Annotated in this window: 14 protein-coding genes; 5 read left to right on the top strand and 9 right to left on the bottom strand. The window is 72.9% G+C overall.

Features of this window, described 5'->3' with window-relative positions; all coding sequences use genetic code 11:
- Nucleotides 1–106: 106 nt before the first annotated feature.
- Both CHF15_RS07875 and rsgA read left to right on the top strand, forming a co-directional pair.
- On the top strand, nt 107–1171 hold the full coding sequence (locus CHF15_RS07875; RefSeq protein WP_089222914.1) for a hypothetical protein: 1065 nt from the start codon (nt 107–109) through the stop codon (nt 1169–1171).
- A 231-nt stretch (nt 1172–1402) separates the two neighbouring features.
- Entirely contained in the window at nt 1403–2524 is a 1122-nt protein-coding gene (rsgA, locus tag CHF15_RS07870) for a ribosome small subunit-dependent GTPase A (RefSeq protein WP_089222913.1), read from the top strand.
- Nucleotides 2525–2566: 42 nt separating this feature from the next.
- Here rsgA and CHF15_RS46370 read toward each other — a convergent pair whose 3' ends face one another.
- The 5 genes from CHF15_RS46370 to CHF15_RS07850 all read right to left on the bottom strand — a co-directional run bounded on the left by CHF15_RS46370 (nt 2567) and on the right by CHF15_RS07850 (nt 8296).
- Nucleotides 2567–2701 (bottom strand): hypothetical protein, encoded by a 135-nt coding sequence (locus CHF15_RS46370; protein ID WP_018563125.1) that lies wholly within the window; start codon nt 2699–2701, stop codon nt 2567–2569.
- Nucleotides 2702–2842: 141 nt separating this feature from the next.
- Nucleotides 2843–4252 carry a GH1 family beta-glucosidase gene (locus CHF15_RS07865; protein WP_089222912.1) on the bottom strand — a complete coding sequence of 470 codons (1410 nt, stop codon included), beginning with the start codon at nt 4250–4252 and terminating at the stop codon, nt 2843–2845.
- A gap of 769 nt (nt 4253–5021) precedes the next feature.
- Nucleotides 5022–5927 carry a carbohydrate ABC transporter permease gene (locus CHF15_RS07860; RefSeq protein ID WP_089222911.1) on the bottom strand — a complete coding sequence of 302 codons (906 nt, stop codon included), beginning with the start codon at nt 5925–5927 and terminating at the stop codon, nt 5022–5024.
- Nucleotides 5924–6889 carry a carbohydrate ABC transporter permease gene (locus tag CHF15_RS07855; RefSeq protein WP_089222910.1) on the bottom strand — a complete coding sequence of 322 codons (966 nt, stop codon included), beginning with the start codon at nt 6887–6889 and terminating at the stop codon, nt 5924–5926. The genes CHF15_RS07860 and CHF15_RS07855 overlap by 4 nt, the downstream gene beginning before the upstream one ends.
- A gap of 102 nt (nt 6890–6991) precedes the next feature.
- A complete protein-coding gene (locus CHF15_RS07850; RefSeq protein ID WP_089222909.1) occupies nt 6992–8296 on the bottom strand; it encodes an ABC transporter substrate-binding protein in 1305 nt (434 codons plus the stop codon).
- A 473-nt stretch (nt 8297–8769) separates the two neighbouring features.
- On the opposite strand from CHF15_RS07850, the gene CHF15_RS07845 reads away from it, so the two are divergent.
- From CHF15_RS07845 to CHF15_RS07835, 3 genes are all read left to right on the top strand, one after another.
- Entirely contained in the window at nt 8770–9792 is a 1023-nt protein-coding gene (locus CHF15_RS07845) for a hypothetical protein (RefSeq protein ID WP_089222908.1), read from the top strand.
- Nucleotides 9793–9852: 60 nt separating this feature from the next.
- The gene (locus CHF15_RS07840) at nt 9853–10293 is read left to right on the top strand and encodes a roadblock/LC7 domain-containing protein (protein ID WP_089222907.1); all 441 of its coding nucleotides are present in this window, start codon (nt 9853–9855) and stop codon (nt 10291–10293) included.
- Between the two features lie 85 nt (nt 10294–10378).
- Nucleotides 10379–10768, top strand: coding sequence for a hypothetical protein (locus tag CHF15_RS07835; protein ID WP_089223123.1), 390 nt, complete (start codon nt 10379–10381; stop codon nt 10766–10768).
- Nucleotides 10769–10779: 11 nt separating this feature from the next.
- Here the strand turns inward: CHF15_RS07835 and CHF15_RS07830 are convergent, their stop codons facing one another.
- The 4 genes from CHF15_RS07830 to CHF15_RS07815 all read right to left on the bottom strand — a co-directional run bounded on the left by CHF15_RS07830 (nt 10780) and on the right by CHF15_RS07815 (nt 14513).
- The gene (locus CHF15_RS07830) at nt 10780–11829 is read right to left on the bottom strand and encodes a LacI family DNA-binding transcriptional regulator (protein WP_089222906.1); all 1050 of its coding nucleotides are present in this window, start codon (nt 11827–11829) and stop codon (nt 10780–10782) included.
- Between the two features lie 141 nt (nt 11830–11970).
- On the bottom strand, nt 11971–12777 hold the full coding sequence (locus CHF15_RS07825; protein ID WP_245938717.1) for a polysaccharide deacetylase family protein: 807 nt from the start codon (nt 12775–12777) through the stop codon (nt 11971–11973).
- Between the two features lie 184 nt (nt 12778–12961).
- Nucleotides 12962–13444, bottom strand: coding sequence for a DUF456 domain-containing protein (locus CHF15_RS07820; RefSeq protein WP_089222904.1), 483 nt, complete (start codon nt 13442–13444; stop codon nt 12962–12964).
- Nucleotides 13445–13523: 79 nt separating this feature from the next.
- Nucleotides 13524–14513 (bottom strand): helix-turn-helix domain-containing protein, encoded by a 990-nt coding sequence (locus CHF15_RS07815; protein ID WP_089223122.1) that lies wholly within the window; start codon nt 14511–14513, stop codon nt 13524–13526.
- Between the last annotated feature and the right edge of the window lie 25 nt (nt 14514–14538).

Raw genomic sequence — 14538 nt, 5'->3', positions numbered from 1 at the left:
CGGCCGGGCGTCACGGTTGGGCAACACCCAGCTCACGGCCGCAGCCGCACGTCCCCGCGAGCGCATCATGAGATCCGGGTGGGGACGTCAAAGGGGGCGGGGAGCAGTGGAGTTCACGGTAGAGCGGACGCTCGTGAGACGGGGCCGGCGGTGGCTGACCGGAGGCCTGGTCGCGATCGGCGCGTCAGTGGTGTGGCTGGTCGCCTCACGGAGCGCGACGGGCCCCTTGATGGTCGGGTTCCTGGCGGGCGTGGCGGCCTGGAGCGGTGCGAAGGACCTGCGGAGGGCGCGGCAGCCGTTCCGGCTGCGGGTCGACGCGTTCGGCATCACGCTGCAGGACGCGGAGCTCGCCTGGGAGCAGATCGACAGGGTCTCGCTGTGGCACGTCCCCAACACCGGTGAGGACAGCGAGACCACCACGCCGCCCAAGCCGCGGCTCACCCTCTGGACGGCGCCCGGCGTCGCCTTCCCCCGCAGGCCCGACCGCACCCGCGGCGACCGGCCGCGCTACACGCTCGTCGACTGCGAGGACCTCGACCAGAGCGTCTCCGAACTGACGGCCGTGCTGGCCGAGCACGGCGGCGCCGCCTTCGAGACCGCGCCGCGCGCCGTGCGCCCGCCGATCCCGGTGACCTTCTCGGGGCCGGAACTGCGTGTGCCCGGCGGGGAGCGGCAGTTCGTCGACGCTCGGCGGGCCGGCACCTGGACGCTGGTCTGGGCGGCGCTCGCCCTCGTCTTCGGCTACTCGTTCTGGGAACTCGTCCACGGCCGCCCCGTCGGTCCCGAGCCCTTCACCGCCTTCGGGCCGCTCGGCGCGATCGGCTGCTGCTACCTCACGGGGCGGTCGTACCGGCGCTGGCGCAAGCCGCTGCGGCTGCGCGTCGGACCGGCCGGGATCGGCATGCGCGAGGTGACCCGCGAGGAGTCGTTCTTCTCCTGGCAGGACATCGCCGCCGTCACGGTGGGCCGCCCGCCGACCACCGGCGACACCCGCCCGTGGCTGGTGGTGTGGCCGCTGCCGGGCAGCCGTCCGCACGACAACCCCTCCTACCTGGTCGACGGCCACAAGGCCTACGCCCTGGTGCGCCTCGACCGGCTGCCCGGAGGGGCCGAGGCCGTCGTCCCCGTGGTGCGGGAGTACGCGGGGGAGCGCTACGCCGAGACGGCGTGAGCCGTCGGCGGAAAATCGGTTGCGGGGTCTCCCGGAGCACCGGCTAGGGTGTCCCCGTCAGACCGCGAGTGAACCGGGAGGTGTTGGAGAGATGACTGTCGCCGTGATGGGCGCTGCCCGCATCCAGAAGATCATCAACCCCACCTCAGCGGTCGCCGGCTGACCCGGCCCGTCGCGAAGCACCCGACGGCGCAACCCCGCGCGACCGCCCTCCCGAAGGGCTCTCCTCCGTTGACCAACGGATCCGTCCCGCAGCCGTCCACCGCGCTCACCGCGTACGGCTGGGACTCCGCATTCGACTCCGACTTCGCCGTCCACGCGGAGCGGGGACTCACACCCGGCCGCATCGTCCGCGTCGACCGCGGGCTGTGCGACGTCGTCCTGCCCGACGGCCCGGGCGGTCTGAGGACCGTACGCGCCGACACCGAGGACGTCTTCACCCGCGACCCCATGAAGGTCGCCTGCACCGGCGACTGGGCCGCCGTCGACGAGACGCCGGACGCCGGCCCCGCGGTACGCGCCCTGCTGCCGCGCCGCACCACCTTCGTCCGCTCCACCTCCTCCAAGCGCTCCGAGGGACAGGTCCTCGCGGCCAACGTCGACCTGGCGGTCATCGCCGTGTCGATCGCCGCGGAACTCGACCTCGGGCGGCTGGAACGCTTTGTGTCGCTGGCGTGGACCAGCGGCGCGCAGCCGCTGGTCGTCCTCACCAAGGCCGACCTCGTCGACGAGCCCTCACACCTGCTGGACGACGCCCGCGGCGCGGCGCCCGGCGTGGAGGTCCTGGTCGTCAGCGCGGCCACCGGCCACGGCGTGCCGGAGGTGGCGGCGGCACTGGCCGGGACCACGTCCGTGCTGCTCGGGCAGTCGGGTGCGGGCAAGTCCACGCTGACCAACGCCGTGCTGGGCCGCGAGGTCCAGGAGGTGCAGGCCATCCGCGACAGCGACGGCAAGGGCCGGCACACCACGACCACCCGCGACCTGCTGCCGCTGCCGGGCGGCGGGGTGATCATCGACACCCCGGGGCTGCGCGGGGTCGGACTGTACGACGCCGACGCCGGTCTCACCCAGACGTTCTCCGACATCGAGGCGCTGGCCGGCGCATGCCGCTTCCAGGACTGCTCGCACGACTCCGAACCCGGCTGCGCGGTCCTCGCCGCCCTGGACGACGGCACCCTGACCCACCGCCGGCTGGACAGCTACCGCAAGCTGCTCCGTGAGAACGCGTGGATCGCCTCCCGCACCGACGCCCGGCTCCGCGCCGAGATGCGGCGCGAGTGGAAACTGCGCTCCGCCGCGGGGCGTGAGATGTACGAGCGCAAGCGCGGCGGCGGCCACCGCAAGGTGTACTGACCGGACCCGGCCCGGCTCCCCGTCGGGGAGCCGGGCCGGCGGTCATCCGGCTCCGTTGTGGCGCTCGCCCCCGCCGCGGCGCAGGGTCAGCGGGCTGCCCTCGTGCCAGAAGGTGTAGACGATGCTGCCGAGGCCGAGTGCGACGATGACGACGCCGAGGACGATCGAGTAGACCATGGCTCCTCCAGCCCGTTCGGGGTGCGCTTTACCGCACCTTCACCTTCGATGTCCGAACGTGACCTTCCCGTGGCCGTACCGTCTCACACGCGCGGCGGCCCAACTCCCCGTCGCACAGCCCGGGTTGTCCGCATGTGCGGCTCATTTCACCGGCAGGCCGCCCCGGGCGACGACCCCGGCGTACCAGCGGGCGCTGTCCTTGGGTGTGCGGCGCCGGCTCGCGAAGTCCACGTGCACCACGCCGAACCGCTTGCTGTAGCCGTGGGCCCACTCGAAGTTGTCCAGCAGCGACCACAGGAAGTACCCCTGGACGTCGGCACCGTCGGCGATCGCCCGGTGCACCGCGGCCAGATGGGCGTGCAGGTACGCGATCCGCTCGGGGTCGTGGACCGCGCCCTCGGGGTCGGCGTAGTCGTCGTACGCGGCGCCGTTCTCGGTGATGAGCAGCGGGGTGTCCGGCAGTTCGTCCCGCAGCCGCAGCAGCAGTTCGCGCAGACCCCCCGCGTCCACCGGCCAGTCCATCGCCGTCCGCGGCCCCGGCGCCGGCACGAACCGCACGTGCTCCCCGGCCCCCGGCCATGGCGACGGCCCCGCATGGCCGCCCGCGGCCACCACGGTCGGGGCGTAGTAGTTGAGGCCCAGCGCGTCCACCGGGCGGGAGATCACCGCGAGGTCGCCGTCCTCCACGAACGACCAGTCCGTCAGCGCGGCCGTGTCCCGTAGCAGATCCTCCGGGTAGGACCCGCGGAACACCGGGTCCAGCCAGATCCGGTTGGCCAGCGCGTCGACCCGCCGGACCGCGTCCGCGTCGGCGGCGCTCCCGGTGTGCGGGCGCACCGCCGCGAGGTTCAGCGTCAGCGACACCTGCGCCGGCACCGGAAGCCGCTCGCGCAGTACGCCGACCGCCAGGCCGTGCCCCAGCAGCAGATGGTGCGCCGCCCGCAGCGCCGCCTCCGGCTCCGTCCGGCCCGGCGCGTGCACCCCCTGCGCGTACCCCAGGAACGCGGAGCACCACGGCTCGTTCAGCGTCGTCCACAACGGCACCCGGTCGCCCAGCGCGTCCGCGACGAGCCCCGCGTACTCCGCGAAGCGCTCCGCGGTGTCGCGGACGGGCCAGCCGCCGGCGTCCTCCAGCTCCTGGGGAAGGTCCCAGTGGTACAGGGTCAGGACGGGGCGGATGCGGTGGTCCAGCAACTCGTCGACCAGGGCGCGGTAGAAGTCGAGCCCCTTCTGCACGGCCGGGCCCCGGCCGGTGGGCTGCACGCGCGGCCACGACACGGAGAAGCGGTAGTCCGTGAGGCCCAGCTCCGCCATGAGCGCGACGTCCTCGCGCATGCGGTGGTAGTGGTCGGCGGCGATGTCCCCGGTGTCGCCGTTGCGCACCTTGCCGGGCGTGCGGCTGAAGGTGTCCCAGATCGAGGGGGTGCGGCCGTCCTCGTCGGCGGCGCCCTCGATCTGGTAGGCCGCGGTGGCGGCGCCCCACCGGAACCCTTCGGGGAACGCGAGTGTCGTGTGCGGCGCGTTGTGGGTGCGTGGTGCGGTCGTGGTCATGCGTGCGCTCCTTGTGTGCGGGGTGGTTGTGGGTGCGGTCCGTTGACGTGTGCGGGTACGTTGCGCCTGCGGCGGGCTGTTCTCCCGCCCGCCCTCCCGATTGCCCGGCGCGGTTGGTGCGGGCCTCGCACCGTGTGCCTGGGTCGGTGCCGCGCCGGCGCACGTCCTCAACGCTCGCGGTTTACGCCTACATCATTCGGCGCCGGGTTCGCCGCTCGTCGTTTCCGGGCGCACCCCGCCACACCCCCTCCCGCCGGTTTGGGCGCATAACGGCCGGAGGGTGGTGAGTGGGCGGTCCGGGGTTGCCGCACGCGTCTTACCGAACGCCCACAGCATCCAGCTCGATGCTGGCGGGTCGGCCGCGCCACCGGTGCGCGGACCTTCGCTCGGCTTTCGGCCGGGGGCCCCTGGTGGAGCCAGTTCCCGGCGGTGCGGGGAGGGGCGCCTCCCTTCACCCCCCTCCGGCCGTTGGTCGCCGAACCGACCGAGGGGGCGGGGGAGTTGGGGGCACCCCCGACCGAAGGTTGGGGGAGGGTGGGCGTTCTGGACGCTGACGTGTATTTGTTGTGCGGCATCCGGGGTCCGACCTGGACCGCCCGTCATGCACATAAATATGCGGTACAGAATGCCCAGCCCCGGAGGCCCCGCCCCCGGCCCACCACGAACCGGGCGAGGCCCGCACCAATCGCGCCGGGCAATCGGGCGGGAGGGCGGGGGAGAGACCGCAACCGCAACCACGACGGCGCCGCACGTTGCGAACGGGCAACCCCTACCCCTTCACCGCCCCCTGCATGATCCCCCCCACGATCTGCCGCCCCAGCACCCCGAACACCACCAGCACCGGCACCGTCCCCAGCAACGTGCCCGCCATGATCACGGACTGGTCGTGCACATACCCCCCACCCAGCTGCCGCAAGGCAACCTGCACCGTGGGCTCCTGCGACGTCAGCGCGATGATCGGCCAGAAGAAGTCGTTCCAGGACGCCATGAACGTGAGCATCCCCAGTACCGCCATCCCCGGCCGGGCGATGGGGACGACGATGCTCCAGAAGATCCGCGCCGTCGAGGCCCCGTCGACGCGGCCCGCCTCGATCAGCTCGTCGGGCAGCGACTGCGCGAGGTACTGCCGCATGAAGAAGACCCCGAACGCCGAGACCAGCCCCGGGAGGATGACGGACTGGAGCTGGTTCACCCAGTGCAGCTCGGCGATGAGCATGAAGAGCGGGATGACGCCGAGCTGGGGCGGGATCATCATCGTGCCGACCGTGAGCGTGAGCAGCGCGTTGCGGCCGCGGAAGCGAAGTTTCGCGAAGGCGAACCCGGCGAGGGTGGAGCACAGGACGGTGCCGACCGTCACCGAGCCGGAGACGATGAGGGAGTTGAGCAGCGCCTTGCCGATGTCGGCCTGCTCCAGCACCTGGCGGAAGTTGTGCGCGAGGTTGCCGCCGGGCAGCAGCGCCGGCGGGCTCGCGGCGAGCTCCGCGTTGGAACGGGTCGCGGCGACGATCGTCCAGTAGAAGGGGAAGGCGGAGATCACCGCCGCGACGATCAGGATGGCGTAGGCGAGGCGGCCGCCGTGGTGCTGCCGGCCCGCCCGGGCCGGGCGGAGGCGGGGGAGGGGACGCGCGGTCCCGGCGGCGCGGCCGGACCGCGGTCGTGTGAGGAGCGCGCTCACCGGCGGGTCCCCTTCCGTGAACGGCGCCGTGCCAGCGCGGTGTTGAGCAGCACGAGCAGGACGATGAGGACGAACGTCACCCAGGCGATGGCGGCGGCGCGGCCGAGGTGGAAGTAGCCCCAGCCCTGCTCGTACATGTAGAGGCCGAGGGTCTGGTACTGGTGGGAGATGCCGCCCGAGATGCTCCCCTCGAACAGCAGCGGTTCCCCGAAGAGCTGGGTGGCGCCGATCGTGGAGACCACGATCGTGAACAGGACGGTGGGCCGCAGGCCGGGCAGCGTGACGTGGAGGAACTGCCGCCAGCGCGAGGCGCCGTCGAGTTCGGCGGCCTCGTACAGCTCCCCGGGGATGGACTGCATCCCGGCGAGGTAGATCAGCGCGTTGTAGCCGGTCCACCGCCAGGTGACGATCGTCGACACCGCGATCTGCGAGGCGACGGTCCCGGACTGCCAGTCGACGGGCCCGATGCCGGCCAGCCCGAGCGCCCAGTTGACCAGGCCGAAGTCGCGGCCGAAGAGCTGGGCGAAGACCAGGGTCGCGGCGGCCACCGACGTGGCGTACGGCAGGAGCATCGTGACCCGGAAGAAGGTGCGTCCGCGCAGTCGGTAGTTGAGCAGGTGGGCGAGGCCGAGCGCCATGAGCAGCTGGGGCACGGTGGAGACGACCCCGATGGTGAAGGTGTTGCGCAGCGCGGTCCAGAAGAAGTCGTCGCGCAGGAGAGCGGTGTAGTTGTCCAGGCCGCGCCATTCCATCTCGCCGGGGGTCTGGAGCTCGACGCGGTAGAGGGAGACGTACGCGGTGTAGAGCAGCGGGAACAGCCCGAACGCGGCGAACAGCGCGAAGAACGGCGCGATGTAGGCGTAGGGCGACAGCCGGGCGAGCAGGCGTCGCGGGGGCGCCGCGGGCGCCTGGGCTGCCGGGGGCCGGGCGGGGGGCACCGGCGCGGTGGCGGTCAGGGTCATGGGGCGGACCTTCGGCTCGGGGGAGTACGAGGGCGGTGCGGCCGGGCGCGGAGGACCGGGGGAGCGGTCCCGCGCGCCCGGCGCCGGCGGGTCGGGGGGCCGTCAGCCGACGGCGTTCTCGACGCCCTTCCTGGCGTGGCTCCACGCCGTCGCGGAGTCCGTGCCCTTGCGCTCGACCTCACCGAGCGCGTTGGTGATCTGCTGGTTGACGTCACCGTCGTGCACGCCGAGCACCTGCACCGGCGAGGCCTCGGCGGCGGCGCCGAAGATCCGCCCGATGGGCGCGTCGCTGAAGTACGGGTCGGTGACGTCCTTGACGGACTCGATCGCCCCGATGTTGGAGGGGAAGCTGCCCTGCTTCTTGAAGAGCTTGGCCTGCTGCTCCGCGGCCGTCAGCCATTTGACCAGCGCGAAGGCCTCCTTGGCGTGCGCGGAGCCCTTGGGGACGGCCAGATAGGACCCGCCCCAGTTGCCCGCGGCGCCCCCCGGGAGCGGGGCGATGTCCCACTTGCCCTTGCCCGCGTCGCCCGCCTGGCCCTTGATGTAGCCCAGCATCCAGGCGGGGCAGCCGATGGTGGCGAAGGAGCCGCTGCTGAAGGCCTGGTTCCAGGCGGGGGTCCACTGGGCGAGCTTGGCGCTCAGCCCGTCCTGGGCTGCCTTCACGGACAGGTCCCAGGCAGCCTTGACCGCGGCGTTGTCGTCGTAGACCAGCTTGCCGGAGGCGTCGTAGTAACGTTCCTTCTCCTGCCCGACGATGACGGAGTAGAGGCTGCCGACGCTGTCGAGCCAGGCGCTCTTGGCCCCGGCCTTCGCCTTGTACTGCCGGCCGAGCTCCAGATAGCCGTCCCACGTGGCCCACTTCTGCGCCAGTTCGGCCCGGTCGGTGGGCAGACCGGCCTGCTGGAAGAGGTCGGTGCGGTAGCAGATCGCCTCGGGGCCGACGTCGGTGCCCAGTCCCAGGGTGCGGCCGTCGGCGGTGGTGGCGGCGGCCCACTTGGCGGCGGAGAAGTCGTCCTGGAGGTCCTTGGCGCCCAGGGGGCCCAGGTCCTCGAATTTGTCGGCCTGCTGCTGGGTGACCGACGCGATCCGGCCCACCTCGATGCCCTGGACGTCGGCGAGGCCGCCGCCGCCCGCCAGCCGGGTCTGCAGGGCCTTCCAGTAGTCGGCCTCGTTCTCGGTGCTGCTCTGCTTGATGGTGACGCCGGGGTGGAGCTTCTCGTACTCGTCGTACAGGCCGGCCTCCTTGTAGCCGAAGGTGCCGAACAGGTCGACGGTGATCGTGACCTTGCCGTCCTTGTCCGCGGACGTGCCGGTCGAGCCGGATCCGCAGGCGGCGAGGAGTGCCCCGGCGAGTGCGACCGCCCCGAGTCGGAGGGTGGCGCGTCTGGCGGCTCGGGCAGTGGGCATGGAAGCCTCCCATGGCTTCGGGACGGGTGAGAGCACCCCGGTTGCGGCTCTTGAGAGCGCTCTCAAGCGATGCCCAGGAGAGTGCCGCCGCAGCCGGTGATTCGTCAAGAGTCGAATGGATAACGGCCGGTGGGGCGGCTCCGGGTCCCGTGCGGCTCCACGTCCTGACGGCATCGCCGCCGGCTCCATGACCATCCGTGAAGCTCTCCGGATGCCTGCGGCCATGGGAGCGGAAACGGTCGTGGAGGGGCACGAAATTGACATCTGTAGGACTCAATTACTCGTCCTCGGCCATGTCGTGCGATGGCCGGAGAGGCCTGTCGGAGGGCTGCTAGAAATTACCCGCCGGCGTGAATGTTCGTGCATGAGTACGGCTTTTCCGCGCCTCCCGTCCCTATGTCCGCGAGCCCGCCCGCCCGTATGCCCGAACAGACGCAGCAAGGGGAGCGATGACCTCGGCACCATCCGGTTCCGTGCCCGCCCGGAATGCCGCTCACGGTCTGCTCGGCCGCGCGCTGTCCAGGTGCCGCGACGAACGGGCCACCGGGGTGCTGCACGTCCAGGGCAGCCCCGGCGGGGCCTTCCATCTGCTCGACGGCGCGGTCGTGGCCGTGGAGAGCCCCGGGGCGCCGGGGGTCGGCACCCTGCTCGTCCGCTCCGGGCGCATCGACGCCGACGAGTGGAACGCCGCCCACGACGCCGCCGGTACGGGGCTGTTGCCGGGCGCGGCGATCGCCGCCGGGGGGCGGCTCGGCACGGCCGAGTTCCAGGTGCTGCACATGATGGCCGTTCAGGACGCGGTCTTCGCCGTGCTGGCCGGACGGCTGGACAACTGCGCCTTCGACCCCGCCGCGCCGGCCGCCCTGCCGCCGGGCCTGGCCCCGGGGGTGGAACCGGAGGAACTGCTGGTGGAGGCCGGTCGCCGGCTTGCCGCACTGGCGTCGCTGCCGCGCCGGGTCTCCCCCGACCGCGACCGGGTCACCGCCGTGGGGCCGCCCGCGTGGGCCGACGAGCCGCTGGCCCCGGTGCGCCGCGAGATCCTCGGCTGCGCCAACGGACGGCGCAGCCCCCGGGACATCGCGTTCCTCATCGGACGGGGGGTCTACACGATCACCGTGGAGGTCGCCAGGATGTGCGCCGAGGGCCTCGTCGAGACCGTCCCGGCCCCGCCGGCGCACCCGCTGCCGCCGCCCGTCGCGGACCCGGCGCCGCCGCCTCCCGAGCCGCTCGCCCCGGCCCCGGCCGAGCCGGCGGGACCCGCCGCGCCGCGCCCTTCCCTCGCGCCCCCGGAGGACGTCGCGGACCCGGGCCCGTACCCGCCCCTGCCGCAGTGGGGGCCGGGGGAGGCCCCGGGCGGGGCCCCGGCCGCCGAAGGCCTGCCCCGCCGTGAACCGGGCGCCAGCGGTATTCGCGAGGCGCTCGACGCGAGCCGCCCGCAATCGGGCTGGAAAGGATTTCTCCGGCCGCGAGGACGGAGCCGGACCGATTCCCCGTGAACGAAATCCCCGGGGACCGACGCAACACCGACCGAAGGGAATTCAAGGAGGTGCAGGTGCATGAATCATGACGCCCTGGTCGCGGAGATGCGCACGTTGCGGGACCAGGTGGTCGGCGTCACCGACACGGTCGTGGCGGCCGTCGACGGCCTGCTGATCGCCGCCGACACCGAGGACGCCATCGACCCCGACGGCCTCGCCGCGCTGGCCGCGGCCAGCCTCGGGCTCGCCCGGCGGATCGCGGCGGCGGCCCTGCGCGGCCCGCTCCGCAGGACCGTGACCTGCAGCAGCGGCGGCTACACCGCCGTCTACGCGGTCGGCGAGACCGCGATCCTCGTCGTCGTGGGCGACGAGGGCATGAACGTCCCCCAGCTCCACGTCGAGGCCAGGTCCGCCGTCGAGCGCATCGGCGCGATCCTGCTGGCCCCCGAACCCGAACCCGGACCGGGCGCCGTGCCCGCGCCGGACTCCGCGTACGACCCGCAGGGAGTCCTCGGATGACGACCCCGCCCCCCGCGAAGACCACCGAAGGAGTGCTGTGAGCACCACCGGAAAACGCCCGCACGGCAACCTGTCCGACCAGGTCATGGGCCTGGTGAAGAACCTGCGGCAGGAGGTCCCCGACTGCCTCGCCGCAGGTGTGGTCGACATGTCGACGGGCATGCTGCTGTCCGTCGACACCGTCGACAGCCATCCGCCGGAGGTCCTGGACCTGCTCGCCGCGGCGACCCTCGACCTCTTCCAGGGGCGCACGGTGGTGATGATCGAGGACGTCTTCAAGGAGCGCCGCGGGGTCACCAGCGACGCGCACTACTTCCAGGAGATCCTCGTCAACAGCGACAACCTGACCCACCTGTTCATGCGGCACAACCTGAACGAGGAGGTCGTCGCCGTCGTCGTCTGCCGCCGCTCGGTCAACGTGGGAATGCTCTTCGCCCAGGCCCGCCGTGTGGTCAAGGAGCACAGCACGCTCTGAGCCCCGGCCGGTCAGGCGCTGGCGCGCCGCACCAGCCGGGTCGGTGTGACGAGCGAGGACAGCGGGCGGCCGCCGCTGTCCTCCTCCGACCGCCGTTCCAGGCCCCGCACGAGCAGCCGGACCATCAACCGGCCCATCTCCTCGATCTCCTGACGGACCGTCGTCAGCGGGGGGTCGGCCAGCTCCGCGACCGAGGCCATGTCGTCGAAGCCGACGATCGCGACGTCCTCCGGCACCCGGCGGCCCCGCTCGCGCAGCACCCGCAGGGCACCGCAGGCCATCAGGTCGGAGGCGACGAAGACGGCGTCGACGTCCGGCGCCCGGTCCAGCAGCTGGGCCATGGCGCGGGCCCCGCCCGCCTCGGAGAAGTCGCCCTCGACGACCAGTCGCGGGTCGGCGTCCATCAGGATGTCGTGGTAGCCGTCGAGCCGGTCCACCGACGCGGTCTGGTCCAGCGGGCCGGTGACGGTCGCGATGCGCTCCCGCCCCAGCGAGACCAGGTGCCGCACCGCCTCGCGGGCGCCGCCGCGGTTGTCCGAGTCCACGTACAGCACACTGCGGTCCCCCTCGGCCGCCGGCCAGCCCGGGCGCCCGCCGAACACGGTGGGCAGCCCGATCCGGCGGGTGATGCCGGGCAGCGGGTCCTCGGCGTGCAGCGAGAAGACCAGCGCGCCGTCCACGTGCCCGCCGGACAGGTAGCGGCCCACGCGGTCGTAGTCGGCCGTGCCCTCCACCAGCAGCAGCACCAGCTGCGAGTCGTGCACCGCCAGCTCACGGCTGATGCCGAGCAGCTGCTGCGCGAAGAAGGGGTCCGCGAAGACCCGGCTCTCCGGCTCCGCGACGACGACGGCGACCGCCCCGGTGCGCCGGGTGACCAGCGAGCGGGCCGCCTGGTTGGGCACGTAGCCCAGCTCCTCGACGGCCTTGCGGACCTTCTCCACCAGCGCCTCGCGCACGCCCGTCCCGCCGTTCACGACCCGGGACGCGGTGGCCCGGGAGACACCGGCCCGTTCGGCGACGGCCTCGAGCGTCGGGCGCGCTCCGGAGATCTGGTCGGACAAGGGGTGCTCCTCTCGGGACGGGAACAGCGTAGTCCCTCCCGGAAGCGGGGAGAGAGCGCTCTCCCCGCAGCTCGGAGGCAGTTTCTGAGAGCGCTCTCTGCCCGTATTGCGCGAACGGGCTGCGGCCGGCCCTCAGGGCGGTCAGCGCACCGGGAAGCCGAAGGTGTAGCCCTGCTGCTTCAGCCAGGGCAGGATCTGCCGCAGCGCCTCGACGGTCTGGCCGCGGTCCCCGCCCGCGTCGTGGAAGAGCACGGTCGGCCCGTTGGAGATCTCGTTCCTGACGGTGGAGACCAGCGCGGCGGTGCCCGGCTGCTTGAAGTCCTCGGAGTCGACGTTCCAGCCGAGCGGGCGCATGCCGCGGGACGCCGCCAGCTGGCGGCTGTACGGGGTGAAGGCGCCGCCCGGGGCGCGGTAGTAGAGCGGCCTGACGCCCCCCGAGGCGCGGGTGATCATGCGTTCGGCGTCCAGGATCTCCTTCGCCTGGTACTCCCGCGGCTTGCCGTTCATCGTCGTGTCGTGCGTGACGGAGTGGTCGCACAGCCGGTGCCCGGCGGCCACCACCGCCTTCACCAGGCCGGGGTGGGCTTGGGCCTGCGTGCCGACCATGCAGAAGGTCGCCTTCACGCCGTTGTCCTGGAGCACCTGGAGGATCCGCGGGGTCCACTGCGGGTCGGGGCCGTCGTCGATGGTGATGTTGACGCCTCGCGGGCCCTTGTCGGAGGCGTGGGCGATGTCCATGTTCACCACCGGGGCCGGCAGCGTGGCGTCCGGCACGGAGGTCTGCCCGGGTATCGGCCGCGGCTCGGCGGAGGCCGTGGGCTTCGCCGTACGCTGCACCGCCTGCCGCCCGTCGGCGGTGCCGGCATGGGCGGTCCACACCGACGCCAGCGCGGCCACCCCTGCCACGCCCAACGCCGCCGCCAGTATCCGGCCGTTCGTCCCCCGCATCCCGCTCCACCCCATGTCCGCACCGCTCCCCGTGTCCTGTGTTCCGTGTTCTGTGTTCCGTACGTGCACACGGGAGGACGGGAGCGGGACGCCGGGGGATCCGGCTGTTACGGAGCCCTGACCGTTCCGTCGGGGGACGGCGACGGAAGCGGCCGCGGACCTGTGAGCGGACCTGTGAGCGGACCTATGAGGTGACGACGGCCACCAGCCACGCCCCGGCGACGAGCAGGCACGCGAACAGCTCGGCCAGCAGCGCCGTTCCCGCGGCCCGCATGGCCGTACGGGTGGAGGACCAGGCCGCGCCGTGGCTGCCCAGCCGCATTCGCTCGCCGCCGTAGAGAGCGAGGGTGAAACCGGCCGGCGCACCCACGACCGGCAGCAGGAAGAAGCCGGCGACGGCCCACAGCCCGGCGACGAGGAACGCCTGCCGGGGCACCCCGGCCTCCCGTACCGACCGTGCGGGCAGCAGGAGTTGAACGGCCTGGTTGAGCAGCAGCACACCGGTGGCCGCCGCCAGGACACCCCAGGACAACGGGGTGTGCAGATGCGTCGCCCACCACAGGACGGCGGCCCAGCACATCAGCGGGCCCGGCGCGCCCGGTACGAGCACGCCCAGCAGTCCGGACAGCATGACGGCACCGATCAGGCACAGCTGTCCGGTCCCCATGGGCCCAGCGTGCCGGAAGCCGGGCTCCGGCGCCCCCTGGTTTTCCGGCCTTGTCGCCTGCGCCCCAAGTCCCCGTAGGTCAGTGGTGGTTGCGTTCCACCCAGCCCCGCTCGTACGCGTGCCAGCCCAGCTGCAGCCGGGTCGTCACGTCGGCCAGCTCCATCAGCCGCTTCACGCGGCGCTGCACCGTCCGCAACCCCACCTCCAGCTGCTTGGCGACGCTGGCGTCGGTGAGCCCGGCCAGCAGCAGCGACAGGATCTGCAGGTCGACGGCGTCGGGCGCGTCGGGCGACTCCTCGTACGGGGCGCCCCCGGTGTCCAGCCGCAGCGGCAGGGCCTCGCGCCAGACGCTCTCGAAGAGCGCCATCAGCGAGTCCAGCAGCCCGCTGCCGTGGACGACCAGCGCGGCCGGGCCGCCCGCGTCCCGGGCCATGGGCACCATCGCCAGCGAACCGTCGGCCACCACCAGCTTGGTCGGGACCCGGTCCACCACCCGTACCCGCTCCTCGCGGCCGAGCGCCGCCGTGAGTTCGGCGATGCCGTTCGGCCCGCTGATGACCTCGCGCTCGACGACCACGCGGAAGCCCACCCCGCGTTCGGCGGCGCGCTCCTCGGCGGTGTTCTCCATCCCCGACACCACCATCGGGGTGCCCGTCACGAGGGCGCAGACCTCCTTCTCCGCGCCCAGTTGGAGCTGGTTGAAGCGGTGCGCCACGGCGCTCGCCCCGGTCACCACCTCGACCAGGTCGTGCGCCGAGGGCTCCGCCGCCTCGCCCCGGTACTCCTCCGCCAGTACGGCGGCCGTCAGTTCGGCCTGCTCCAGCTGGTGCCGCTGCTGGGTGAGCAGGGCGCCGAGCGCCACCGTGGGCGGGGCGGCCACCCAGCGGCCGGGCCGGGCGGAGGACTGCGCGACGAGCCCCTGCCGTTCCAGCAGCCGCAGGACGCGGGCCGCCTCGTCCTCGGGCATGCCGAGCCGGCGCGAGAGGTCGACGACCTCCGCGGCACCCAGCCCCACCAGGGCGCGGTACGCCGCCTCCTGGGCATCGTCCAGCCCTATGGCACCGAGCACGGGCACCCCTTCCGGATCCGGCGAA

Source organism: Actinacidiphila glaucinigra (genome assembly GCF_900188405.1).
Classification (GTDB): Bacteria; Actinomycetota; Actinomycetes; order Streptomycetales; family Streptomycetaceae; genus Actinacidiphila; species Actinacidiphila glaucinigra.
Note: the sequence above shows the minus strand (reverse complement) of the source record. Positions and strands in the feature narration are given on the sequence as shown.

Bases quoted from the DNA above. Each gene is read 5' to 3' on its own strand.
- CHF15_RS07840 (WP_089222907.1), top strand. From the start codon at position 9,853: ATGAATCATGACGCCCTGGTCGCGGAGATGCGCACGTTGCGGGACCAG.
- CHF15_RS07820 (WP_089222904.1), bottom strand. From the start codon at position 13,444: ATGGGGACCGGACAGCTGTGCCTGATCGGTGCCGTCATGCTGTCCGGA.
- CHF15_RS46370 (WP_018563125.1), bottom strand. From the start codon at position 2,701: ATGGTCTACTCGATCGTCCTCGGCGTCGTCATCGTCGCACTCGGCCTC.
- CHF15_RS07835 (WP_089223123.1), top strand. From the start codon at position 10,379: ATGGGCCTGGTGAAGAACCTGCGGCAGGAGGTCCCCGACTGCCTCGCC.
- CHF15_RS07865 (WP_089222912.1), bottom strand. From the start codon at position 4,252: ATGACCACGACCGCACCACGCACCCACAACGCGCCGCACACGACACTC.
- CHF15_RS07855 (WP_089222910.1), bottom strand. From the start codon at position 6,889: ATGACCCTGACCGCCACCGCGCCGGTGCCCCCCGCCCGGCCCCCGGCA.
- CHF15_RS07825 (WP_245938717.1), bottom strand. From the start codon at position 12,777: ATGCGGGGGACGAACGGCCGGATACTGGCGGCGGCGTTGGGCGTGGCA.
- CHF15_RS07850 (WP_089222909.1), bottom strand. From the start codon at position 8,296: ATGCCCACTGCCCGAGCCGCCAGACGCGCCACCCTCCGACTCGGGGCG.